This is a genomic window from Thermanaerothrix sp. (assembly GCF_056331585.1).
Map to the genome: position 1 here is coordinate 21,798 of NZ_JBWGPQ010000003.1, position 23,566 is coordinate 45,363.

The following is a 23,566-nucleotide window of genomic DNA, read 5'->3' on the forward strand; positions in this document are numbered from 1 at the left end:
AAATCGGTTACCGCTCCAAGGCTCCCGCGTTTATCCAATCTCGAATCACTGCAAGTTCTGCATCGGTGAGCTTACCCGGGTGATTTCCCGCACCGACCACCTGGATCAAGCGGCTATCCACCGCATTTCCCGGTATAATAACCGGCCCGTTCCTCCCCCCTTTCATCACCGACGAATAGTCCGAAACCGAGAATCCCCCTGCTTGTCCATGGCAAGCGCCACATTGCCGCGCAAAGATATCCTTAATACCCCCTTCCCAAGTCAACTCACCCACCGCGGGCAATGCGGCTTGTACCGTTGGTGTTGAAGCAGGCAACGGAGTATGGGTTGGAGTAGCCCGCACAAATACTGGCACTTCACGCTGTGCTGGGGGTAAGGTCGTGATAGCCGTTTGTTCAAAAGTCACAAAGCGGAATACCCCGTAGAGCAATAACAATGAAAGAACACTTGCCGCCGGAATAAATACCCGCAGGCGGCGCTTCCGCTCCTCCGGACTAACTTCTGGCTCCACCTGACCTTGCTCTATCATTTCCAATTCCAGCGCATGCTCTTCTTCCATCTCCTCGCGGGTAAGATGCCCGGTAAACATGCTGGAATTCCAGTGCCGAATGTGAACGTGGTAAAAATGCCACAGCATAATTGCCAGCACAGCCAAAATCGCTTCGGCACCGTGAGCAGCCTTTGCCGCCGGAACGGCTTCGCCAGGCAACCAACGGGTCGTGGCAATCGGATTCCATAGCATGAACCCGGTCAGCGCCATAATCACCAATCCCCACACTAGTGCCCAGTACTCGGCCTTCTCTACAAAGTTATACCGTCCCATCTTCGGACGTTCCTTAGCCAACCCAAGATTGAAAGCCAGGGTTTGAAACGCGTCCTGAAGATCCTTAATCCCTGGCAACATGCTGGCCGATTTCTTTTCAACATAGAGTTTGTAGCCAATCGAGATCAGATGATAAATGGCTTCAATTAAAAACACCGTGGCAGCAATACGGTGGATGATACGCACCGACTCTATCCCCCCCAACAAACGCACAATGATGGGAGAAAGGGGAAAGAGCGCAAATTTCTGCACCAATCCGGTTATCGCCAGAGTGGTAAATGAAGCCACCAGCACCCAATGTTCAATACGCTGTAAAACATCAAAACGCAGATAGATCTTTGTGGTTGTGGTTGTGGTTGTGGTTGTGGTTGTGGTTGTGGTTGTGGTCGTGGTTGTCGTTTCCATCTCTCACTCCTCAGGGTTAGAATCGCGCGGTGCAATCTCTTGTGTGTCATCTCCTGCTACAGCGCCATCGTTCTCCGACCGCAGCGACTCTGTCCCTGACATTGTCCCTTGATCAGTAGATCCTTTCGCAACAACACTCTCATCTTCTATCTTAGACTCCGCCGATTCCGGTGACGGCGAGGCAGGGATGGGAGCCCCACCACCCCGCTGGCGGCGTCGGCGTCCCCATAACCGGTAATAAATATCACTGACCACAAAAATTGCCATCCCACCCAACACGGTTGGAATGAAAAACTTATAAAACAGATTGACATAATAAACCAGAGGATGGCGCTCCGGGCTGGGGATATAGTGACCCAACCAGGAATCCGGGAAGTTTGTGGTCGCATCTGGGTGACAACGCTGACAGGTTTTAAGTAAATTCTCTTTGATCGCGATTCCTTTTTCAGGATCATCCACCCTTTGGATATCGTGCACACCATGACAATCGTAACAGACCGGTTTATTGGTTTCCTGGTCTGGATCGGTCTTTTCAAATAACACCACGGTAGTGCCGTGGAAATCCGCTACATAGGTATTGAGCACCTGGGTCGAAAGCCCATACTTGCTCATAATCCTTTCATCGGTGTGGCATTTTGCGCATAACTGAGGGGATGAAAGACGGAAAGTCGCTGTCCGGGGGTCGGTAATGCGATGCACCCCGTGGCAATCGGTACAAGCCGGCACATCCGGATTGCGATTTTCGATAATTCCCGAACCATGTACACTATTCAAGTATTCATCGTAGATCGCCGCATGGCAAGTAGCACAGGTTTGGGCTATCCGTGCGTGTTCGGAAGGAGCGGGTAACCCTTCGGCCGTTTTTTGAATGGGCATTTGAGTATGAGGGTTATGACAATCGGCACAGATGGGGGCATTTCGGTTGCCCTCCTGGAGGAGTTTAGTGTGAACACTGTCTGCCAGTTCTTTGACTTGATTGGGGTGACATTGATTGCAGGTGGTCTGATATTGGAGGGTATAATCTCGGCGATCTTGAGCCTTGTTTTCCGGATGGGGAAAACCGGTGAGGTTGGTATGGCATACCTGGCAACTTAGGCGAGCATGCACCGCCTGATCATATTGTTTCGGATCAATGGTTAACGAAAGAACCTCACCGCTTGGCAAAGGCCAAGTCATCTCTTCGCGCTGGTGGCAACTCAAACACATCGAGTTATCGGGTTTTTGCGCTAATCCGCTAGCAACATATTCACTTAAAGATTGACTTCTTGCTTCCTCTATAAAAACCAAAAACCCTGTGACCAGGGTGAAGACTACCATCAAGATAATCCAAGGAAGGAGTCGTGTGCGCATCGTCGTCTGATCTGCTCCTCTTATTCTCAGAGTGAGGAGCATCCCCACATCGCCGTGGAGGCAATGTGGAGGTGCTCCTGTAGCAAAACCTTATGGTCGTACGAGCTTGGTCAGATCCACTTTGACCTTTGTGCCCAGATCAGCGATTGAATCGTACAGCGCCTGGATCACATAGAGACCATTATGGACATAACCGCCTGGATCCTTCTGAGCGTACTGATAATTATAAGCAGCGGTAAGCAAACGTGGCGTCCAGGCATTGTAACGATTCTGGAAATTAATTTCATCGGCATCGGCCTGACCGTTGGCGTTGGTGTCCACGAAGAAGTAAGGATAGGCTACCGGCGAATAAACAATGGGTTTACCCGCCACCTCTTTGGCGTAAGCCTGAATAGCAGCGTAGAGGAGTTCCTTCATGGTCTCCACTTCGCCCTTCAAGCCTTCCTGTGTGTCACCATCGCCATCGTAATCGGCCTTTGAGGTCATGCGGATCTTGGCCGGATCGTCTACCTGATGGCAACCCTGGCAACTAGCCGTCTTGACCTCGAGGCTATGAGCATCATGGCAGTCCGTACAGGTCTCTACACCTTGGACATGCTTGAACGGCCCAACATAGGTTTTACCCGCGTATTCATAGATGCCCTTGGCCTCGGTCCCAAATAGGGTCGCGCCGGCGGCAAAGTAGTGCACATTGCGGAAGGATAGTTTTTCGTCCACAGTATCAGGATCTTTCCCGGCAATGACGCGATTCACTGTTACAGTTTAATCCACGGTATGGCTACATTATAGAAAATTCAGACCATTAATACAAGATTAATCTTAAGGTAATAAGGGGCTTTTTCGTCATAATTCATCCGTGAAAATCATCACTTTTATGATAAGATATAGCAATAACTTTCAATTGTAGTTTTCTATATAAACCCGTGCCCCCAGCATTAGGCTGGGGGCACGGGCGATAGCATAGTTACGGAGTTTATTCCACAGTAACCGATTTCGCCAAATTACGAGGCTGATCCACGTCCAATCCCCGCAACGCCGCGATATGATAAGCAAACAGTTGCAAAGGAATAACGGTGACCACTGGTGAGAGCAGCCATGGGGTCTCTGGAACCCAGAAGATGTGATCACACAAATCAGGCAGACGATCATCCCCTTCAGTCGCTACCGCGATAACGCTTCCACCCCGCGCCTTGGCCTGCTCAATCTGACTGATCATCTTCTCATACCACGGGTCCTTGGGCGCAATGGCAAGTACCGGCATATCTCGATCAATCAGTGCAATCGGCCCGTGTTTCATTTCGCCTGCTGGATACGCCTCAGCATGGATGTAGGAGATCTCTTTAAGCTTAAGGGCTCCTTCATAAGCAATGGGCATATTGATGCCACGTCCCAAATAGAGAATATTACGAATGTAACGCAATTCTCGCGCCACCTGGAGCACTTCAGGTTCGCGATCCAAGCAACGGCTCACCAGGTCAGGGATCAGACGCAAATCGGCTACCAGGCATTTACGATCGCGCTCTGAAAGCACACCTCGCAAATCCCCCAATAGAATAGCCAGCATATAGAGATCTACTAAAGGGGCCGTGAATGCTTTGGTCGAGGCCACCCCAATCTCCGGCCCAGCCTGCATAGCGATATAACCATCGGCAATGCGCATGGCTTGCGATCCAATCACATTCACGATGGCCCATAGCGTTGCTCCCTTTCGGCGCCCTTCGTCCATCGCCGCTAAGGTGTCCGCCGTTTCACCCGATTGGCTGATTGCCAGAACAACCGTATCCTCATCAACAATTGGGTCCCGATAGCGAAATTCCGAGGCGATATCCACTTCAACTGGAATGCGCGCAAGCCGTTCGATCAGGTACTTCCCCACCATCCCCGCATGGGCGGCCGTTCCACAGGCTGTAATGCAAATACGCTTGATCCGCCGCGCTAATCCAGGTGTGAGATTGAGTTGAGGCAGATGGACTATGCCATCATCAAAATCAACACGCCCGGCCAGGGTATCGGTTAACGAGCGGACCTGCTCATGAATTTCCTTATGCATGAAATGACGATATTCTCCCTTCTCAGCCGCCACCGGATCCCAGTTAACCGTATGAACCTGAGGCACCACAGTCTGTCCATTCAGGGTTTTCACGAGAACACCATCCGACTTAACAATCGCCATTTGATGAGAGTCGAGAAAAATCATTTGACGCGTATGCTCGAGAATGGCCGGAATGTCCGAAGCCACAAAATTCTCCCCTTCCCCCAATCCAATCACGACTCCGCCGGCATTACCGATACGCGCCGCAATGATCTTATCGGGTTCACGGGTTGAGAGCACAACGATACCATGCGCACCACGTAATTGCTTCAAAGCCAAACGAACTGCTTCCTCCAAGGGGATTGTACTGGCCAAAAACCGTTCGATCAAATGCACGATGACTTCGGTATCCGTTTCAGAGTTAAATTTGACCCCCTCGGATTCCAAATCGGCCTTGAGTTCCAAGAAGTTCTCCACGATTCCATTATGCACCACAACCACCTCACCGGTGCTTCCCACATGCGGGTGGGCATTGCGCGCACTGGGTTCACCGTGTGTGGCCCAACGGGTATGCCCAATTCCCACCTGCCCATAAATGGGTTGATTCTCGACCAATGACACTAATTTACTCAGTTTCCCGGCATCGCGACGGACTTCTATTCGCCCATCTTGTATAACGGCTAATCCCGCCGAATCATACCCACGATATTCAAGGCGCTTCAATCCATTAAGGATGATCGGTGTTGCATCACGATAGCCGATATAGCCAACGATTCCACACATAGGTCTATCCTCCGAACGGCAAAGTTTCATGAAGTGTCTTGGGGCAATCAAAGCACCACAACACACTTCACCCCATCCCAACGCTTTTGTTGGGCTTTAATTTTGGAACTCTTTATGAATCTTTCTCGGGGAAAGTATTCATTGCCGACCAGGCAATGGGAAGGCTTCCGCTGATCTCTCGATTTTCCCGGCGACCAGGTTAGCGGCCTGTTCTCACCGGTTAGCTCCACCTCGCGGTGGAGAACCTTCCTCCTCGTCACCTTAGGTCTACCTCCCCCTCCGACCCAAGGCCTTGCGCTTAACTTTCCCTTTTCTCGCTTATGGGGATGACGGCTACTTCAACACCTCCTTATGTAAGAGTCTTCTTCCAATCTATAAAACCTCATGCGTTCTTTTTATTATACCCTGCCTATGGCAAAAGCCTTACACCAAATTCGGCTTGACTATGTAACACTTGCATTCAAAGTTATCAGACAACCTTTGGGATTTTCCTGCCCGAGGACTCAAGCACGTGCTATAATCAAAAGGAGAGTTTCCCATGCCAAGGCTATTCCAACAATTTGAAGAGCAACTCGATATCTACCTGCGAGCGCGGTTCACCTTACTGGTTTTGGTTACTCCCGAGGAAGAACGCGCATTGCAAAAGATTCGCGCGGTATGCGAGCGCACCCAACGCCATTGCCTGGCCTGGGATCTTGCCGATGGCTTCCAATGGGTAGTAGGTAGTGGCGCCCTTCCCGTTGCACGCGACCCCCTAACCGCTCTCGAACAAATTGATCATGCCGAAGCCACAGTTTCTACTCTCTATATCCTCAAAGATTTTCACGAAGCATGGGGAAATCCGCAAATCAAACGTAAGTTACGCAACCTCGCTCAGCGCCTGAAATTCACCAAGAAATCCATCCTAATTACGACCGTAACCTCACATATTCCCGACGAACTGCATGATGAGGCGGTTTTAGTTGACTTCGCCCTGCCCTCAGCTGTAGAGCTGGAAGAGGTGCTCAACCGATTGACAGCTACTCCTGGGGTAAGAGTAAATTTGACCCCATTGGGACGAGAGAAATTAGTTCAGGCTGCAATTGGCCTCACGGCTTCCCAAGCCCAGCGAGTGTTTGCCAAGGCCATCGTTGAAGATGGTGTCCTGGATGACCGTGACATTGACCTCATCACTGAGGAAAAGAAGCAAATCATTCGCGAAAGCGAGGCCTTAGAGTTCTATCCCGTTACCGAGACCCCGGATGATGTCGGCGGTTTAGGTGTGCTCAAAGAATGGCTCCGTCTACGCGAGAAAGCCTTTACTCAAGAGGCACGCCAATACGGTTTGCCCGCCCCTAAGGGAATTGGCCTTATCGGTATTCCAGGCACGGGAAAAAGCCTGACCGCTAAAATGATTGGAGGGCTTTGGCGCCTTCCTTTGATCCGCCTCGATGTTGGTGCCCTTTTTGGCAGTCTGGTCGGCGAATCAGAAGAACGCACCCGCCGCGCCCTGCGCCTGGCCGAGACCATTGCCCCTTGCATTATCTGGATTGATGAGATTGAAAAAGCCTTAGCCCATGGCGGGTTGGATAGTGGTACCAGTACCCGCGTTTTTGCGACCATCCTGACCTGGATGCAAGAAAAGACCGCACCCTGTTTCGTCGTAGCAACGGCTAATGATATTTCAGCCCTTCCACCCGAGTTACTGCGACGGGGACGATTCGATGAGATTTTCTTTCTGGACTTGCCCACTTTATCAGAACGGCGTGAGATCTTTGCCGTTCACCTACGCAAACGCAACCGTGTTCCAGAAGACTACGACCTTGATCGCTTGGCTGCAGCATCAGAGGGCTACGTCGGTGCCGAAATCGAACAAGCCATTATTGACGCCATGTATATCGGTTTTAATGATGGACAGCGCGAATTCACCACCGAAGATATCCTGCTCGCCCTGAGCAAACAGGTGCCTCTGTCGCGCTCTCAGCGCGAGACCATCGAGATGCTCCGCAACTGGCTGCGTGAAGGACGAGCCCAGTCGGCCTCTTTTCGCGAAGTCACTGAAGCCGAGAATCAATTTGTCCCCATACAATTGGATGTCAAGCAGCGCTGAATTTTCTAGAACCTTATGGATAGTAACATTCTTATCCTGGTCAAAGAGTATAATAATTTTGGGCGGGTAAATACAGGTCAAGTGGCGACCTGAAAACTCTTAAATCAACCCCAGGAGGTTAAATTATGAATATCCCCAGTGAACTCAAGTACACCACCACGGATGAATGGGTAAAAGTGGAAGGGAACACTGCCATTGTGGGGGTTACTGATTACGCTCAGTCTCAACTTTCCGATATCGTCTTTTTTGAGTTTCAAGTTGAAATCGGGGATGAGGTAAAAAAGGGAGGCGTAATTGCAACTTTGGAATCGGTAAAAGCCGCTGCCGATGTCAATGCGCCAGTATCAGGGAAAGTCGTTGCCCGCAATGAAGCCCTGACCGAGAAATTTGAATTGGTCAACAGCGATCCTTACGGCGAAGCCTGGATGTTGAAAATTGAAATGAGCAATCCTCAGGAATTGGATAACCTGATGGATGCCTCCGCCTATCAAAAGTATTGCGAAGAAAGGGAGCATTGATATGTTCCTACCTCATACGGATTCTGAACGTTCTGAGATGTTGAAGGCTATCGGGGTGTCTTCCATTGATGAACTCTTCCAGGACGTCCCCGAAAAAGTGCGCTATCCTACTCTCAACCTCCCTCCGGCTTTGACCGAAATGGAGGTTGCGGCGCAACTCCAACAGATGGCCTTGGCCAACGAGACGACCCAGGACCTAGCCTGTTTCCTCGGAGCGGGTGCCTACAATCACTACATCCCTGCCGCAGTGGATCACATCCTGCGCCGCAATGAATTTTATACTGCCTATACCCCTTATCAGCCCGAGGTCTCCCAGGGAACGTTACAAGCGATTTTTGAATACCAAAGCCTGATGTGCGCCCTAACTGGCATGGAAGTAAGCAACGCCTCCCACTACGATGGGGCCACTGCCACCGCAGAAGCCGGCATCATGGCTTATCACACTTTTCGTGGTAAGCGTACTCGCTTCGTTCTCTCTCCCGGCGTTCATCCCCAGTACCGCCAGGTCTTTCGCACCTATATGTCCGGTTACGAGGGCTTGGAAATCTTGGGCGATGAGCCCGAAGGCGACCCGATGAACTACCTGGGAGGCTTAGAGAGTCTGATCAATTCCAACACAGCGTTGGTCGTGGTTCAGTATCCCGATTTCTTTGGCCAAATCCACGATTTTGCTTCCTTGGCTGAAAAAGTGCATCAAGCAGGGGGGCTTTTTGCCGTGGTAGTTAATCCCATCGCCTTGGGGCTCTTGAGACCACCAGGGGAATTTGGGGCAGATATTGTGGTCGGTGATGGGCAACCCTTGGGTATTCCGCTTTCGTTTGGTGGCCCTTATCTCGGTATTTTCACCACGCGCAAAGAATATGTGCGCCGCATTGCTGGCCGCTTGGTCGGTGAAACTGTAGACGTTCAGGGACGCCGGGGTTATGTATTGACCCTCACCGCCCGCGAGCAGCATATCCGACGCGAAAAAGCCACCTCGAACATCTGCACCAACCAGGGTTTGATGGCGCTGGCCGCTACCGTCTATCTCGCCCTGGTCGGTAAAGAGGGCCTACGCCAGGTTGCTGAACTTTGCTATCACAAAGCCCACTATGCCGCAGATCGGATTGCCCAAATCCGTGGATATCACGTTTTGAACCAACGCCCCTTCTTCCATGAATTCGTGGTTAAGTGTCCCAAACCGGTCGCAGAGATCAACAACTATCTGCTCGATTACGGCATTTTAGGCGGTTATGATCTAGGGCGAGACTATCCTGCCCTCAAGGACCACATGCTTATTGCCGTGACCGAGATGAACTCCCGCGAAGAAATTGAAACACTGGCCGAGTATTTGGAGGAGTTCACCCATGACTGAGCCTACGTTATTCGAATTATCGTCACCTGGGCGCCGGGGTGTACGCTTTCCCGATCCAGATGTACCCAAGAGCCCACTACCTGAGGGATTGGTGCGTAAGGACTTACCCCTGCCCGAACTGGCCGAAGTGGACGTTGTGCGCCACTTTGTGCGCCTTTCCCAGAAAAACTATGCCGTGGATTATGGGCTATATCCCCTTGGCTCCTGTACCATGAAATACAATCCTAAAATCAACGAGGATATGGCCCGTTTACCCGGCTTTGCCTTGGCGCATCCCTTGCAACCTATTGATACTGTGCAGGGCAGCCTGGCTTTAATGTATGAATTACAGGAACTGCTCAAAGAGATCACCGGGATGGGAGCCGTTAGCCTGCAGCCTGCCGCTGGAGCACATGGAGAATTGACTGGGGTGCTGATTATACGTGCCTATCACAAATCTCGCGGTGACACCAAACGCACCAAGATTCTCATCCCCGACTCCGCCCACGGCACCAATCCCGCCTCATCGGCTATGAGCGGTTACGAGGTTATCCAACTCCCTAGCGACAAACGCGGCAATGTGGATTTGGAAGCTCTGAGGGCGGCTTGCGATGATACCGTGGCAGGGCTCATGCTAACCAATCCCAATACTCTGGGGCTGTTTGAAGAAAACGTCCTCGAGGTAACCCGCATTGTCCACGAGGCCGGCGGTCTGGTTTATGGCGATGGCGCTAATCTCAACGCGCTGTTAGGTATTGCCCGTCCTGGCGATATGGGCTTTGATATCCTTCACCTCAACTTACATAAAACATTCTCCACACCTCACGGTGGTGGCGGACCCGGCTCTGGCCCAGTGGCCGTAACCGAAGCCCTGGCCGAATTTCTACCTGGTCCCATCGTGACCATTCTCGAGGAAGGCACAGATGAAGTTCCTCCCTTATACGGGTTTAAGATGCCCAGCCGTTCGATTGGCCGTGTCAAGGCGTTCCATGGTCACTTTGGTATGATGGTGCGCGCGTATACCTATATTATGATGCATGGCGCTGAGGGACTTCGCAAAGTGGCCGAACATGCCGTGTTAAACGCCAACTATCTTTTAGCCCGTCTGCGCCATGTCTACAAGGTGCCTTATGATCGTATTTGCAAACATGAGTTCGTCGCGGAAGGGGTTTGGGATGACGCGCCAGACATTCACGCCCTGGATATCGCGAAACGGTTAATTGACTATGACTTCCACCCACCCACTAACTACTTCCCATTAATTGTGCGCGAAGCGCTCATGATTGAACCCACTGAAACCGAGAGCAAGCAGACGCTGGATAAATTCGCTGATGCCTTGATCAAAATCGCCGAAGAAGCGCATACTCAGCCCGAATTACTTAAGAGCGCACCCCATAACACGCCAGTCGGCCGGCTAGATGAGGTAAAAGCAGCCAAAGAACTCGTCCTTTGCTGCTGGTTCCCTGAAAAAGAAACACAACCCTCATAAGCCACCTTTCTCGCCCCCCAACGCCCAAAACGGGACGGCCAACGCAATGTCCGTCCCGTTTTTACATTTATCACCCCCCCACTTGTAACTTTCTTCATTAGCCAAACTGCCTATACCAAATTAAGCATTCCTCCTCTTTAAGAACCGAATTCGCCTACCTAAAATTGACAACAGACTGTTATTCCTCAAACTACAAGGAGTGATAACCATGGCTAGTTCGCAATTGACTAAAGAGTACCGCCTTGTTAGTCCACCTTGGACTGACTTTCTGTTTAACAAGACGACCTCAGCGTGGTTATGGCTGATCGTGCGGCTTTATTTAGGATACTCCTGGTTCGAGCACGGTTTGGAGAAGCTTTCAAATCCGGCTTGGGTGCAAACCGGTGAGGCGCTCAAGGGTTTTTGGCAACGCGCAGTTGCGATTCCTGAACCACCCGCGCGCCCCCCGATTGCCTTTGATTGGTACCGCGCCTTTATTCAAATGCTTCTTGACAGTGGTAGTTACACTTGGTTTGCTAAGCTCGTTGTGTTCGGCGAGATTGCCGTCGGAATCGCACTGATTTTGGGCATTTTCGTCTGGTTCTCAGCGTTCATGGGCGCTTTCATGAATTGGAACTTTATGATGGCCGGCACGGCTAGCACCAATCCAGTGATGTTGGTGCTATCAATCTTGCTTATTCTGGCCTGGAGAACTGCAGGTTGGATTGGGCTTGACCGCTGGCTATTGGTCTACATTGGCACTCCTTGGCAACCGGGACTACTTTTCCGCCGCCAGAAAGAGCCTCAAACGACAGAAAGGGCTCCATCAGCAACCTAATCGAACCCAATGAGTAACGGAAGTCGAGCCGCCTAGAACCAGGCGGCTCAGATTTTCTTTAGACAAATTCTCTGCTTCTCATCCGGATTATAATAACCAAAGCCAAAATTATATCTCGAGAGGAGAACTGACCCATGAGACTCAAAGGGATGCGCGTTGTTTATTTAATCGGTCCTGGTTTCGAGGACTTGGAATTCTATGTGCCCTTGATGCGCTTAAAAGAGGAGGGGGCAGACGTGGTCGTCGCTGGGCTAAAAGCCGGTGAAGAACTGATTGGAAAAGGTGGACTAACCGGACGTGCTGAGGTCAATGTCGCTGATCTAAAAGCCGAGGATTTTGACGCCATTGTTGTTCCAGGAGGATGGGCACCGGATAAACTGCGCCGCTACGAGGCTATCAAAAAACTGGTACGCGACTTTTACAATCAAGGCAAAGTGGTCGCAATGATTTGCCACGCCGGTTTAGTTGGTATCAGCGCGGGAATTGTTAAAGGGCACGAGGCCACCGGTAGCGAAGGTATCAAAGACGATTTAATCAACGCCGGCGCCATTTGGCGCGATGCTCCGGCCTTCCGATCGGGTAATATCGTCTGGGGACGTGTCGTTGCCGATATCCCTGACTTCTGTCGCGAACTGATTCAAGCCCTCATTGAGCAAAAAGAAAAAAACTCATAAAGTCTGAACCTAACGAGAAGAAGTCCCCTAAAGGGGACTTCTTCTTTTTTCAATCCTAAAGCCAAGCCTACCGTTGGCTGAGGCGCTGTTTCACCCAGGGAAGGACGCGATTTAGAGCGGTGGGAAGCATACTTGCATCCCTGCCGCCCGCCTGTGCAAGATGAGGGCGGCCACCTCCACTACCGCCGACAATTTGCGCCACCTCTTTAGCCAATTCACCCGCATGGAAGCCTTGTTTAACCAGATCGTCGGTCAGAGTTGCGACGATAATTGGTCGCCCCTCACTAGTCGTTGCCAGTACTGCTATCCCCTTCTCGCGATACTGCTGGCGGAAACGGTCGCATAATTGACGCAACACATCAGCATCGGTTTCATTAACTATGGCTGTCAGAACACGGATACCATCTACCATTTGAACATTTTGGAGCAAAGGCTCAAATTCCGCCATGGCGACCTTTTGACGTAACTGCGCATTTTGCTTGCGCAGACGCTCCACATCTTCAACCAATGCCACAACTTTATCCGGAACCTCGCCTACACCACAATTCAAAACTTCGGCGATCCGCGAAAGATCGTTCAGGCGCTTGCGAATTAAGGCATAAGCCTCGCGTCCGGTCACCGCTTCGATGCGGCGAATTCCGGCTGCGGCGCTGCTTTCACTGGTGATAATAAAGATCCCAATATCCCCTGTGGACTCAACGTGCGTCCCACCACACAATTCGTAGGATATCGGCTGCTCATCACCAATCACAATGGTGCGCACGACCTCCCCATATTTTTCACCAAAAAGGGCCATGGCGCCTTCCTGAAGCGCTTGGCTCAACGGCTTGTACTCGATTTCCAGTTCGTAATCTTCATAAATAGCCTGGTTAACTGCGGCTTCAATGGCTTCTAACTGCTCCGGCGTCAATGCTTCAGGATACGTAAAGTCAAATCGCAAACGATCTGGCGCCACCAATGAACCTGCCTGCCGCGCTTCTTTACCCAAAATGGCTTGCAATTTAGCGTGCAAGAGATGGGTCGCCGTGTGATTGCGCATAATATCTCGGCGTCGTTCAACATCCACCTGGGCACGGGCTATATCGCCAACCCGAGGGCGCCCCCGTACCACTTCTCCAATGTGGACGATCACTCCTGCAGCCGGCTTGCGGGTATCGTTAACCCGGATCTCCCAATCCGCATCTTCCAAGCCAATAATCCGTCCCGTATCGGAAACCTGACCACCGGCTTCCACATAAAAGCAGGTGCGAGGCAGGATGACTTCAATGGCATCGCCTGCGATGGCCTCCTCAATCTGTTCGCCATCCCGGACCAGCGCTAACACCTGTCCCTCGACCTCTAGACTGCTGTATGGGTCATAGATCACCCCTTCCGGCCCTAAAGCACCTCGCCGCTGTAAGTCCTCTAAAATCGAGCGATAAATATCCACCCTTTCACCCCCCAGCGGGCCAAAGGCTTTCCCAGCCCCTGAAATAGTGCGATGCGCCTCCATCGCCCGTAAAAAGCCTTCCTGATCCACATCCAATTCTTCCTCTTGGGCTACATCACGGATCAGTTCCAGGGGAAGCCCATGGGTAGCGTAGAGATCAAAGGCGCGTTCGCCATCCAGAATCTTTTCACCACGGGCTTTGAGATCTTCCAAATAGACATCGAGTTGACTCAAACCCTGTTCAATAGTGCGTCGGAAACGGATTTCTTCGCGGGTCAAATTTTCCCGAATAACATCCTTGTTCTTAACCAATTCCGGATAGGCCTCACCGTAAATCTCAATCACCGTATCGGCCACTTTAGCAAGGAAGGGATCCATCAGACCAATCTTGCGACCAAAACGTGCTGCGCGGCGAATGATCATCCGACAGACATAATTACGCCCCACGTTACCCGGCACAACCCCATCGGCAATGAGAAAGGTGGCTGCACGAGAGTGGTCGGCGATCACACGATAAGGGGTGATATTGGCCTTCCGTTCTTCAAGGGTGTGGCCGGTCAATTGCTGGACTTTGTCCAAAAGGGGGGAAAGCAAATCCGTAGCATAATTTGAGGAAACGCCTTGCAAAATAGCCGTGATGCGTTCCAGCCCCATTCCGGTGTCCACATGACGAGCTGGCAGGGGTTCTAAACGGGTCGGACTTAACCGGTTATATTGAATGAAGACCAGATTCCACAACTCCAAAAAACGCTTGCAATCGCCGTTGACACGACATATATGTCCCGGCACATCGCGCTTATCACAAAACTCGAGCCCGAGATCAATATGAATCTCACTACATGGGCCACACGGCCCCGTCTCGGCCATCTCCCAAAAATTATCCTTGCGTCCGAAGAAGAGGATATGAGCGCTGTCCATCCCTGGCTGTTTCGCCCAGTTTTCGGCTGCCTCTTCATCGGTTGGAATCTCACCGTATTCATCCTTAAAGCAGGTGACCCATAAACGATCCTTATCCAGCCCCCAGACCTCTGTCAATAACTCCCATGCCCAGGCAATGGCCTCTTTCTTGTAATAGTCGCCAAACGACCAATTGCCCAACATTTCAAAGAAGGTGTGATGGGTATCATCACGTCCCACATCCTCAAGATCATTATGTTTTCCGGCTACACGCATGCATTTCTGGGAATTAACCGCACGCTTATAGGGACGCTGATCAGTGCCCAGAAAGACATCCTTGAATTGGACCATACCCGCATTGGTAAAGAGCAACGTCTGATCTCCGCCCGGCACCAAGGAGGACGAAGGGACAAACGTATGCCCACGTTCCACAAAGAAGTCAATAAAGGATTGTCGGATATAGGCTCCGCTAAATCGTTTGTTGGTCATAGGCTGCCTCTAACACACGAGTCTCTTCAGGCAAAAATTGTCTGGCGAAGATTATAAGGCATCCCGGAGTAATAATCAACCACTCCGATCCACTTACCCATTGCATTAGGTTTTTAGGCGTTCTTATGGCTATTTCAACCAGTATAACAAGCCTTCCAGAGCAATGGCATAGACTCGGTAAGGCTTAGGTCCTACAAACGCCTTTCCCCGGATGAAAACGGTGGGTGTACCATAAAAATTCGTTTTACGCACTTCTGCCAATTGGCGCTTAACTGCCCACTCGGTTTGAGGACTTTTGGCACAAAATTGCACTGACTGAGCATTAAAACCGACTTCGCTCAATAGATCTTTGATAAACGCTTCATCCTCAAGGTGCCCCTTTTCCGTGGTAAAAAGACGGTCGGTTAAATTCCAAAATTTGGCTTGATCCTGTTGGTAAGCACAGTAGCCTATTTTGGCCAAATAATCGCTGTGTTCTTTGACCGGATAGTAGAGGAAAATCAGTTCCACCCCATATTTTTGAACCAGGCGGCGCAGCAGGGGATAGGCTTTGCGCGAGTAATCACATCCATACGAGCCAATAAACACAATTGGCTCAGCGCTTGCACCACTAATCTTAGGAAAACCACTAATATCTATCCCTTCGAGAGTTAATGTTGTGCTTCCTCCTGGCACTACGGGGCAACTCTCATCTACGGTAGAAAACTGGGTATTTTGTCCCGTTGGATCGAAGACACAAAACCCCGATTGATTCAATCCGTTACAACTACCGGTCGTGTAGAAGAGATAGAAACCTCGGACTGCAAAAAAAGTGCTTCCAATCAGGAGGAAGAAAAACGCCCAGGAGAGAGGTTCAAAGTAACGATTAAGAAAGCGCGCCCCAGCCTCAGAACGTGTTATCACATAACCCAAAATTTTCGCCTTCATCTTTTCGTCAAAGCCGGTCGTACAGGGGCGCAGAGTCACCCGGCGCAGCACACAATCCAAGGCCTCGCGTGCCAATTGGCGATTGGAGGCGCTGAATATCCCCAAAATAGACAATACGATAAACGCGATGACACAGAACATGGCTATAACACCTTCCGAATTTTGATCAAGGCTTCCACAAATTGTTGGGCCTCTTCCAGGGTATTATAGAAATACACCGAAGCGCGTACCGATCCCGATACACCTCGCGAATTGAACCAAGAATGCACACAGTGTTGCCCCGATCGTACGGCGATATTCGCCATCTGATCAAGCATTAGTGCGATGCGGTGGTGATCAATCCCCTCGATGTAGAAAGAAACAATTCCACCCCTGAGGCGTGGATCCGCCGGACCAATAATTTTGAGGCCTGGGATCTCGCTGAGTGCTTTAGTCAGGTATTCATTGAGTAGTCTTTCCTGTTTTTCAATCGTGTCAAAACCAATTTGACTCAGGTATTGCACGGCAGCCGCCAAACCCATGATACCGGCATAATCCTGTAAGCCAGCCTCAAACTTTTCAGGTGGAGGTAAAAATTGACAGGAGTTGAAAGTAGATGTAGAAACGGTATCACCACCGACCAAAAAGGGCTCCAACTGCTCTAAAAGACGATACTTGCCATAGAGCACACCCGTTCCTGAAGGGCCGAGCATCTTATGGCCCGAAAATGCCAGAAAATCAACGTCCAATGCACGCACATTCACCCGTTGATGTGGCACAGTCTGTGCTGCATCCAGGAATACCAGAGCCCCCCGACGGTGTGCATACTTGATAATATCGGTTGCGGGGAGAGTAACTCCATCTAGATTAGAGGTGTATCCCATGGCTACCAATTTTACCGCGCCGTCTTTAAACGCATGTTCAAAATTATCCCAATCAAAGGTGTTGTCATCGCGAGTTCGAACAACCCGCAGAACCACACCCCACCGTTTAGCTACCATTTGCCATGGGATGAGATTCGAGTTATGTTCTTTATCGGTTACCAGGATAACGTCGCCCGGCCTCCAGTTCAATGCCGAGGCTAATAAATTTACCCCCTCAGTAGTATTGCGGGTAAAGATGATTTCTTCTTTCCGCCCAGCATTCAAAAATTTGGCCGTCTTTTCTCGCGCCTGATCCACCTCGCGAGTTACTTCAGCCGCCATGCGGTGCATGCTCCGTCCGCTGCAGGCCGGAAAATCATGATAGTAGCGATTAATGGCTTCAATGACCTGGCGTGGTCGCAATGTCTGACAGGCATTATCAAAATAAATGACAGCCTTGCGGCCATTCTGGCCTTGTAAACTCGGAAAATCAGCCCTCACCTTCGCCAAGTCCATACCCCTTCCTCCTACGGGCTTTAACCACTCCAATCCAACATCTCTAAAACACGTTCCCAATTATAAGTCAGATTGTGAATGCCTGCACCATCTCAACTGTCTAAGGTCTAGAATAAACCCTCTTCGAACCACGCCAGATTGATGTTTCCCTTGATATAATAAGGCTACTTTTGTTAGGATTATCACATTCGGCTGCAACGGGGAGGACGCCATGAGTTATAAAATCGTATTCGGCACCGACGGATGGCGCGGCGTGATTGCCGAGAACTACACATTTGATAATGTGCGCCGGTGTGCTCAGGGCTTTGCACATTATCTTCGAAGCAAAGGGTATCATGATGAGTGGGTAGTAGTGGGTTATGATAAGCGCTTCCACTCTGAGAATTTTGCCCAGGCTGCCGCTGAAGTTTTATGCGGCAACGGATTTCGGGTTTATCTCACCGATAAAGCCACCCCCACCCCGGTTATTTCTTATGCCGTAATTGACCGCAAGGCTGTCGGCGCCATTAATATCACGGCTTCTCATAATCCACCTACCGACAACGGCTTTAAAGTACGCGATTCCAGCGGTGGCGCCATTGACCCAGAGGGCCTTAAACAGATCGAAAGCGCCATTCCTGACGAGATGAACGCTGTTCAACGAATACCCGCAGCTGAGGCTGAATTGCAAGGGCGATTAGTGCGCTTTGATCCGGCACTGGCTTACATTGATCACCTTCACACCCTAATTGATATGCAACCCATCCGCGATGCCGGGTTGAAAATCGTAGTTGATGCTATGTGGGGCAATGGCGCAGGTTGGTTCCCTCGTCTGCTCAGTGGAGGAAAAACTCAGATTGTCGAAATTCATAACATCCGTAACCCCATCTTTCCCGAAATGAAGCGCCCCGAACCGATCCCGCCTAACATTGATGTTGGGCTACGTACAACCGTCGAACAAGGTGCTGATGTCCTCGTCGTTACCGATGGAGACGCTGACCGCGTCGGCATTGGTGATGAGAACGGTCGTTTCGTCAATCAACTTCAAGTGTATGGCTTATTAGCATTCTACTTGCTTGAAGTCCGTGGCGAACGCGGGCCGATCATTAAAACCCTGTCCACCACCAGCATGCTTGAAAAATTAGGGGAAATCTATGGTGTCCCAGTCTATGAAACTGGCGTGGGGTTCAAGTATGTAGCACCCAAGTTCTTAGAAACCAATGCGCTTATCGGTGGTGAAGAATCCGGCGGTTATGCTTTTCGCGGTAATGTACCGGAACGGGACGGCATTTTGGCCGGGCTTTACTTCTTGGACATGATGGTGCGCCTCAATCGAAAACCCTCACAACTTTTGGAACTTCTTTTCAGTAAAGTAGGCCCCCATTATTATGACCGCGTTGACAAGCAGTTCAGCGGCGACCGCAAAACACGCGAGGCTATGATCCTCAACGCCAATCCCCAAACCATCGGGGGGCTCAAGGTCGTTGGGCTGAATACACTGGATGGTTACAAATTCTTGTTAGAGGATGGTGGCTGGATGTTGATCCGTTTCTCGGGCACGGAGCCCATCATTCGCGTATATTGCGAAACCACGCATCCCGATCGGGTTCAACCTATATTGCAGGATGGATTACGCATTGCCGGACTTGCCTGAGACCTTCTGGGTAGATACCCATTGTCACCTCTATATGGAGCCCTTTCGCGACGAACTACCTGAGGTGCTTTCACGCGCCCAACGCCAAGGGGTAATGGGATACGTGGTACCCGGAATTGATCTCGAAACCAGTCGGGCTGCCATCGAATTAAGTGAGCGCTATCCCAGTGTATTTGCGGCAGTGGGTATACATCCCAACTATGCAACCCGGTGGGAAAACACCTCACTCCAAGAACTGCGGGCCCTTTCTTCGCACCCCAAAGTTGTTGCTATTGGAGAAATTGGGTTGGATTACTATCGGGATTATGCGCCACCTGAATTGCAAAAGGCCGCTTTAATAGCCCAATTGGAACTTGCTGCAGAGCGCAACCTTCCGGTTATTCTGCACCAACGAAATTCGTTTTATGATCTTCAAATTATTTTAGAGGCGTGGCTTCAAGGTACAGAATCCCCAAACACCCCAACCCAAGGACCGCGAGGCGTCTTTCACGCTTTCGAGGGCGGCTCCGAGGAACTCACCTGGATCACGCAACACGGTTTTTATATAGGGTTAGCCGGTGCAATCACATATCGCTCTCTTGAACGTACCCAATCCCTGCTTCAACTTTTACCTTGGGACCATGTGGTACTCGAAACCGATTCACCTTATCTAACCCCCGTTCCCCATCGTGGAAAACGAAACGAGCCCACCTACATCCCTCTTATCGCCGAGAAGATCTCGTCCCTCTCTAATATTCCTCTGCCCACCTTAGCCAACATAACCAGCATGAACGCCATTCGTCTTTTTAATCTGCCATCTTCTTGGAGTTCGCATTGAGCGCCATGATTTCTTTCTTTGTCCCAGTACTGGATCAAATTCATCAGGTAGAAGATCTAATTCGCGCTCAGGCCGAGGGCTATCATCCCGACTTACAAGCCGCGCTAGAGCACCTTCTCAAATCAGGAGGCAAACGGATTCGCCCGACCTTGACGTTGTTGGTTGGGCGCATGCTCGGAGCCCCTGAGCCCCAACTCATTACCTTGGCGGCTTCAATTGAATTGTTACACACTGCCACGCTGGTTCATGATGACCTAATTGATGGAGCACTGCTCCGCCGCGGCATTCCCACCCTTAACGCCCGATGGTCACCGGGTGCAACCGTCCTCACCGGTGATTTCCTCTTTGCCCGAGCCGCAAAACTTGCTGCCGAAACGAATTCCATCCCCGTAATGCGCCTCTTTGCCGAAACCCTGACCATCATCGTCAATGGTGAAATCAGCCAAATGTTCAATCCCCCATGTATCAGCACCTTAGAAAACTATTACCAACGTATTTATGCCAAGACGGCTTCGCTGTTTGAGGCCTCAACCGGGTGTGCCGCTATGATCAGCACCACAGATAGCGATTTGATCATGCGATTGCGTCACTTTGGACGCGAATTAGGTATGGCATTTCAAATCATTGACGATATCCTTGATCTCACCGGCGACGAGACCCAACTTGGCAAACCCATTGGTAGTGACTTGCGACAAGGAATCATAACCCTGCCGGTCATTCGGTTTTTGCACACACATCCCGAAGATCCTTTCTCTCAGATGATTCTTCAGGGTAAGTGTTTGCAAAACAATGCAGACATCTTGGCGTTTATTGAACGTCTCCGCCACAGTGACGCCATTGAGGATGCACATCAGGAAGCTCAACGATTTATAAAAAATGCGCTGGACGACCTTCGTACCCTCCCAAACAGCCCAGAACAACAGTATTTGGAAGAACTAACCTGGTTCGTCACGCAGCGCAAAACGTAGAACCCACCATCACGGTGGGTTCCTGATTGTGCGCTGGGCGGGAGTTGAACCCGCACGCCTTTCGGCACATGGCCCTCAACCATGCCTGTCTGCCAATTCCAGCACCAGCGCATTTATCCGCGGCTTATTATATAATTCACTAGGTATTAATGTCAAGCCAATGTTAGCCTCTACCCACCCTAATCTATTCCGAAGAAGGAGTAATTATGACAATCGCACTTGATGCTATGGGAAGTGACCGTTACCCCGAGCCGGAAATCCAGGGGGCTTTATGGGCTGCCGAAACGTGGGGCCTCGAAATCATCCTCGTGGGTGACCAATCTCGCCTGGAACCCCAATTGCGAGCCCTTAACACCCGAGGTTTATCAGTGCGGATCGAACATGCGCCTGATGTTTTAGAAATGGGCGAAAAACCGGTTGAAGGCGCCCGATTGAAACCGCGTAATTCAATGGCCATTGGGCTAGAACTGGTCAAAAAGGGTGATGCCGAGGCATTTGTTAGCGCCGGAAATACTGGCGGCGTCATGTTTAATGCATTGCGTATCCTTGGACGTATCCCCGGCGTGGCCCGTCCTGCTTTAACCGCCATGTTTCCGGTTCGCGGTGGTCACGCCATCGTTTTAGATATTGGTGCCAATGCCGATTGCCGACCTGAGTTTCTACTTCAATTCGCCATTATGGGCAGTGTTTACGCCGAGAAAGTCCTCCACAAACACAACCCTCGCGTTGGATTACTTTCCAACGGTGAAGAACCTGGCAAAGGGAATCAACTGGTAAAGGAGACCTACCCCCTATTAGAAAAGAGTGGCCTGAATTTTATCGGCAATGTCGAGGGCAAAGAAGTGTTCAACGGTGATGCCGATGTCGTGGTCACGGACGGTTTCACGGGTAATATCATGCTCAAATCCAGTGAAGCCGTGGCTAAATTGATCACTGACGTTTTACGCGAATCGCTTATGGCATCCTGGCGTACCAAACTGGGCGCCCTTTTAGCCAAGCCCGCCTTCGCCCAAATTCGCCAAATGCTTGATCCTTCGGAAATCGGTGCGGCTCCCCTGTTGGGCATTGACGGCTTGGTCTTTGTCGGCCACGGCCGCTCGGATGCCCGTGCAATCATGAACGCTCTGCACGTTGCCCATGAGGCCATCCAAGCCAACCTACTGAGTAACATCCGAGAAGCAATTCGGGAAAAACTTTCCGCCGTTGAAAACACCATCTCCGATAATCCATGAGGTTAACCATGAAGGTCATCCGAAATACACGCCTGATTCAACGCAACCGTCGCATTGGTCAAATAGCCACCATAATTGCATTAGTCGTCCTCGGTTTTGGGCTCTATATTTCTTTTGTCCATCCCGAACGATACACTTTAAGCCTTACGGCATTGATTATCGGGTTTGTGCTTTCCCAGGCCGGAATTTATTTCGGAAACCGCTGGGGGCGCTCTCCACGACCGGATGAACTCCTTACCAACGCCCTGAAAGGCTTAGAAGATAAATTCGCGGTTTATCATTATGTCTCAGGAATTCCTCATATGCTTATTGGACCGGCGGGCATCTGGGCACTAATTCCGGTCACTGTTGCCGGAACAATCACCTATGATGCCAACAAGCGCCGCTTTCGCCAAAAGGGTGGCAATATTTACCTCAAAATCTTTGGACAGGAAAACATCGGACGACCCGACTTAGAAGCCAGTTATGCCATCGAGGATTTAACCAAATTTCTCAAGAAGACCTTAGGAGAGGCTACCAATCCTATTCCAACCCCCCAAGCCGTCTTGGTTTTTACCAATCCCAAAGCCGTGCTGGAAATTGAAGAATCGCCGATCCCGGCTGTGCCTTTAGCCAAATTAAAAGACTTCATGCGCCGCCAAGCCAAGGAGAATCCAGCACCTGCGTCCATTATTCAAGCCTTGCAACAGGCGCTGCCCAATGAGAAATGGGAAGGAAGCTAGAGCCTAGCCTCGAGTCTTAACGCGTCGCGGACGTTTAGACACCGACCCCGGCGAATCGCTCATCGCATAAGCGCGTAAACGTTGCACCTCTTCTGAAGTTAGATGGCGCCATTCGCCGGGTTTTAATTTGCCCAATTCAATCGGCCCAATGCGGGTGCGAATTAGCCGCTTAACCGGCAACCCAATCGTCCGCCCAATTTCGCGGATTTCGCGTTTACGCCCCTCGCACATAACCACGCGCAACCAAGCCCCCTCACGCACCACACCTTCCAAGGTCACCTCGGCCGGCGCCGCCCGCCGTCCATCCGGTAACACCACCCCATGACGCCAGGCCTCGAGTTGCTCTTCATCTGGACGCTTTACCACTAAGACCCGATACTCTTTTTCCTTCCCATAGCGAGGATGAGTGAGACGATTAGCCAATTCACCATCATTGGTAAGGAGGATCAATCCCTCGCTGTCGTAATCCAAACGACCAACTACAAATAAATGTCCCGGAAAAGGCACCAGATCATAAACGGTGCGGCGTTTTTCATGAAGCGCATGATCTGAAAGCACATCCTGGGGTTTATTGAGGATGATATAGGTAAACTGAGAGACCGGCCTGGGTATCGGATGCCCATCTACGGTGATCTGGTCGCGCTCCGGATCGGCTTTCATCCCTAGTGTTGCCGTGACCCCATTCACCTTAACCCGTCCCTGAGCAATTAAGGTTTCTGCTTCACGCCGTGATCCCAAGCCGGCGCGCGCAAGAATTTTTTGCAACCGTTCTTCTGCCATT

Annotated in this window: 19 protein-coding genes and 1 tRNA gene; 11 read left to right on the forward strand and 9 right to left on the reverse strand. The window is 50.8% G+C overall.

Features of this window, described 5'->3' with window-relative positions:
* Positions 1 to 7 precede the first annotated feature (7 nt).
* The 4 genes from AC01YT_RS01940 to glmS form a co-directional block, all read right to left on the reverse strand.
* Positions 8 to 1,228, reverse strand: a complete 1,221-nt coding sequence (locus AC01YT_RS01940; protein WP_476672541.1) for a cytochrome b/b6 domain-containing protein — start codon at positions 1,226 to 1,228, stop codon at positions 8 to 10.
* Positions 1,229 to 1,231: 3 nt separating this feature from the next.
* A complete protein-coding gene (locus AC01YT_RS01945) occupies positions 1,232 to 2,578 on the reverse strand; it encodes a cytochrome c3 family protein (protein ID WP_476672542.1) in 1,347 nt (448 codons plus the stop codon).
* A gap of 90 nt (positions 2,579 to 2,668) precedes the next feature.
* Positions 2,669 to 3,331, reverse strand: coding sequence for a polyheme membrane-associated cytochrome C (locus tag AC01YT_RS01950; RefSeq protein WP_476672543.1), 663 nt, complete (start codon positions 3,329 to 3,331; stop codon positions 2,669 to 2,671).
* Between the two features lie 220 nt (positions 3,332 to 3,551).
* The gene (glmS, locus tag AC01YT_RS01955; RefSeq protein ID WP_476672544.1) at positions 3,552 to 5,393 is read right to left on the reverse strand and encodes a glutamine--fructose-6-phosphate transaminase (isomerizing); all 1,842 of its coding nucleotides are present in this window, start codon (positions 5,391 to 5,393) and stop codon (positions 3,552 to 3,554) included.
* Positions 5,394 to 5,931: 538 nt separating this feature from the next.
* Here glmS and AC01YT_RS01960 point away from each other — a divergent pair.
* From AC01YT_RS01960 to AC01YT_RS01985, 6 genes are all read left to right on the forward strand, one after another.
* Positions 5,932 to 7,482: an AAA family ATPase gene (locus AC01YT_RS01960; RefSeq protein ID WP_476672545.1), complete on the forward strand. Its 1,551-nt coding sequence runs from the start codon at positions 5,932 to 5,934 to the stop codon at positions 7,480 to 7,482.
* A 125-nt stretch (positions 7,483 to 7,607) separates the two neighbouring features.
* Positions 7,608 to 8,000 carry a glycine cleavage system protein GcvH gene (gcvH, locus tag AC01YT_RS01965; protein ID WP_315623866.1) on the forward strand — a complete coding sequence of 131 codons (393 nt, stop codon included), beginning with the start codon at positions 7,608 to 7,610 and terminating at the stop codon, positions 7,998 to 8,000.
* A 1-nt stretch (position 8,001) separates the two neighbouring features.
* Complete coding sequence (gcvPA, locus tag AC01YT_RS01970) at positions 8,002 to 9,354, forward strand: aminomethyl-transferring glycine dehydrogenase subunit GcvPA (protein ID WP_476672546.1); 1,353 nt, start codon at positions 8,002 to 8,004, stop codon at positions 9,352 to 9,354.
* Positions 9,347 to 10,822, forward strand: a complete 1,476-nt coding sequence (gene gcvPB / locus AC01YT_RS01975; RefSeq protein WP_476672547.1) for an aminomethyl-transferring glycine dehydrogenase subunit GcvPB — start codon at positions 9,347 to 9,349, stop codon at positions 10,820 to 10,822. The genes gcvPA and gcvPB overlap by 8 nt, the downstream gene beginning before the upstream one ends.
* Positions 10,823 to 11,030: 208 nt before the next feature.
* Complete coding sequence (locus AC01YT_RS01980; protein ID WP_476672548.1) at positions 11,031 to 11,639, forward strand: DoxX family protein; 609 nt, start codon at positions 11,031 to 11,033, stop codon at positions 11,637 to 11,639.
* A 134-nt stretch (positions 11,640 to 11,773) separates the two neighbouring features.
* A complete protein-coding gene (locus AC01YT_RS01985; RefSeq protein WP_476672549.1) occupies positions 11,774 to 12,313 on the forward strand; it encodes a type 1 glutamine amidotransferase domain-containing protein in 540 nt (179 codons plus the stop codon).
* A gap of 67 nt (positions 12,314 to 12,380) precedes the next feature.
* On the opposite strand, the gene alaS is transcribed toward AC01YT_RS01985, so the two are convergent.
* The 3 genes from alaS to AC01YT_RS02000 form a co-directional block, all read right to left on the reverse strand.
* Entirely contained in the window at positions 12,381 to 15,128 is a 2,748-nt protein-coding gene (gene alaS / locus AC01YT_RS01990) for an alanine--tRNA ligase (RefSeq protein ID WP_476672550.1), read from the reverse strand.
* 129 nt (positions 15,129 to 15,257) lie between these two features.
* Positions 15,258 to 16,196 (reverse strand): DsbA family protein, encoded by a 939-nt coding sequence (locus tag AC01YT_RS01995; protein WP_476672551.1) that lies wholly within the window; start codon positions 16,194 to 16,196, stop codon positions 15,258 to 15,260.
* Positions 16,197 to 16,198: 2 nt separating this feature from the next.
* Positions 16,199 to 17,413, reverse strand: a complete 1,215-nt coding sequence (locus AC01YT_RS02000; RefSeq protein WP_476672552.1) for an aminotransferase class V-fold PLP-dependent enzyme — start codon at positions 17,411 to 17,413, stop codon at positions 16,199 to 16,201.
* A gap of 211 nt (positions 17,414 to 17,624) precedes the next feature.
* Here AC01YT_RS02000 and AC01YT_RS02005 point away from each other — a divergent pair, with 211 nt between their 5' ends.
* From AC01YT_RS02005 to AC01YT_RS02015, 3 genes are read left to right on the forward strand one after another with little or no spacing between them, the layout of a single operon-like run.
* Complete coding sequence (locus tag AC01YT_RS02005; RefSeq protein ID WP_476672553.1) at positions 17,625 to 19,046, forward strand: phosphoglucomutase/phosphomannomutase family protein; 1,422 nt, start codon at positions 17,625 to 17,627, stop codon at positions 19,044 to 19,046.
* On the forward strand, positions 19,030 to 19,863 hold the full coding sequence (locus AC01YT_RS02010) for a TatD family hydrolase (RefSeq protein WP_476672554.1): 834 nt from the start codon (positions 19,030 to 19,032) through the stop codon (positions 19,861 to 19,863). The genes AC01YT_RS02005 and AC01YT_RS02010 overlap by 17 nt, the downstream gene beginning before the upstream one ends.
* Before the next feature lie 5 nt (positions 19,864 to 19,868).
* Positions 19,869 to 20,831 (forward strand): polyprenyl synthetase family protein, encoded by a 963-nt coding sequence (locus AC01YT_RS02015; RefSeq protein ID WP_476672663.1) that lies wholly within the window; start codon positions 19,869 to 19,871, stop codon positions 20,829 to 20,831.
* 29 nt (positions 20,832 to 20,860) lie between these two features.
* On the opposite strand, the gene AC01YT_RS02020 is transcribed toward AC01YT_RS02015, so the two are convergent.
* Positions 20,861 to 20,942: transfer RNA gene (locus AC01YT_RS02020), tRNA-Leu, on the reverse strand.
* Between the two features lie 95 nt (positions 20,943 to 21,037).
* Here AC01YT_RS02020 and plsX point away from each other — a divergent pair.
* Both plsX and AC01YT_RS02030 read left to right on the forward strand, forming a co-directional pair.
* Positions 21,038 to 22,063: a phosphate acyltransferase PlsX gene (gene plsX / locus AC01YT_RS02025; protein WP_476672555.1), complete on the forward strand. Its 1,026-nt coding sequence runs from the start codon at positions 21,038 to 21,040 to the stop codon at positions 22,061 to 22,063.
* An 8-nt stretch (positions 22,064 to 22,071) separates the two neighbouring features.
* A complete protein-coding gene (locus tag AC01YT_RS02030; protein ID WP_476672556.1) occupies positions 22,072 to 22,785 on the forward strand; it encodes a hypothetical protein in 714 nt (237 codons plus the stop codon).
* A gap of 3 nt (positions 22,786 to 22,788) precedes the next feature.
* On the opposite strand, the gene AC01YT_RS02035 is transcribed toward AC01YT_RS02030, so the two are convergent.
* A complete protein-coding gene (locus AC01YT_RS02035; RefSeq protein WP_476672557.1) occupies positions 22,789 to 23,565 on the reverse strand; it encodes a pseudouridine synthase in 777 nt (258 codons plus the stop codon).
* Position 23,566 lies beyond the last annotated feature (1 nt).

What these genes read in the sequence shown, in the direction of transcription:
- alaS (WP_476672550.1), bottom strand. Translation starts at nt 15,128, where the DNA reads ATGACCAACAAACGATTTAGCGGAGCCTATATCCGACAATCCTTTATT.
- glmS (WP_476672544.1), bottom strand. Translation starts at nt 5,393, where the DNA reads ATGTGTGGAATCGTTGGCTATATCGGCTATCGTGATGCAACACCGATC.
- gcvH (WP_315623866.1), top strand. Translation starts at nt 7,608, where the DNA reads ATGAATATCCCCAGTGAACTCAAGTACACCACCACGGATGAATGGGTA.
- AC01YT_RS01995 (WP_476672551.1), bottom strand. Translation starts at nt 16,196, where the DNA reads ATGTTCTGTGTCATCGCGTTTATCGTATTGTCTATTTTGGGGATATTC.
- AC01YT_RS02035 (WP_476672557.1), bottom strand. Translation starts at nt 23,565, where the DNA reads ATGGCAGAAGAACGGTTGCAAAAAATTCTTGCGCGCGCCGGCTTGGGA.
- AC01YT_RS01940 (WP_476672541.1), bottom strand. Translation starts at nt 1,228, where the DNA reads ATGGAAACGACAACCACGACCACAACCACAACCACAACCACAACCACA.
- AC01YT_RS01960 (WP_476672545.1), top strand. Translation starts at nt 5,932, where the DNA reads ATGCCAAGGCTATTCCAACAATTTGAAGAGCAACTCGATATCTACCTG.
- AC01YT_RS02005 (WP_476672553.1), top strand. Translation starts at nt 17,625, where the DNA reads ATGAGTTATAAAATCGTATTCGGCACCGACGGATGGCGCGGCGTGATT.
- AC01YT_RS02015 (WP_476672663.1), top strand. Translation starts at nt 19,869, where the DNA reads ATGATTTCTTTCTTTGTCCCAGTACTGGATCAAATTCATCAGGTAGAA.
- gcvPA (WP_476672546.1), top strand. Translation starts at nt 8,002, where the DNA reads ATGTTCCTACCTCATACGGATTCTGAACGTTCTGAGATGTTGAAGGCT.
- AC01YT_RS02000 (WP_476672552.1), bottom strand. Translation starts at nt 17,413, where the DNA reads ATGGACTTGGCGAAGGTGAGGGCTGATTTTCCGAGTTTACAAGGCCAG.
- gcvPB (WP_476672547.1), top strand. Translation starts at nt 9,347, where the DNA reads ATGACTGAGCCTACGTTATTCGAATTATCGTCACCTGGGCGCCGGGGT.
- AC01YT_RS01985 (WP_476672549.1), top strand. Translation starts at nt 11,774, where the DNA reads ATGAGACTCAAAGGGATGCGCGTTGTTTATTTAATCGGTCCTGGTTTC.
- AC01YT_RS01945 (WP_476672542.1), bottom strand. Translation starts at nt 2,578, where the DNA reads ATGCGCACACGACTCCTTCCTTGGATTATCTTGATGGTAGTCTTCACC.
- plsX (WP_476672555.1), top strand. Translation starts at nt 21,038, where the DNA reads ATGACAATCGCACTTGATGCTATGGGAAGTGACCGTTACCCCGAGCCG.
- AC01YT_RS02030 (WP_476672556.1), top strand. Translation starts at nt 22,072, where the DNA reads ATGAAGGTCATCCGAAATACACGCCTGATTCAACGCAACCGTCGCATT.
- AC01YT_RS01980 (WP_476672548.1), top strand. Translation starts at nt 11,031, where the DNA reads ATGGCTAGTTCGCAATTGACTAAAGAGTACCGCCTTGTTAGTCCACCT.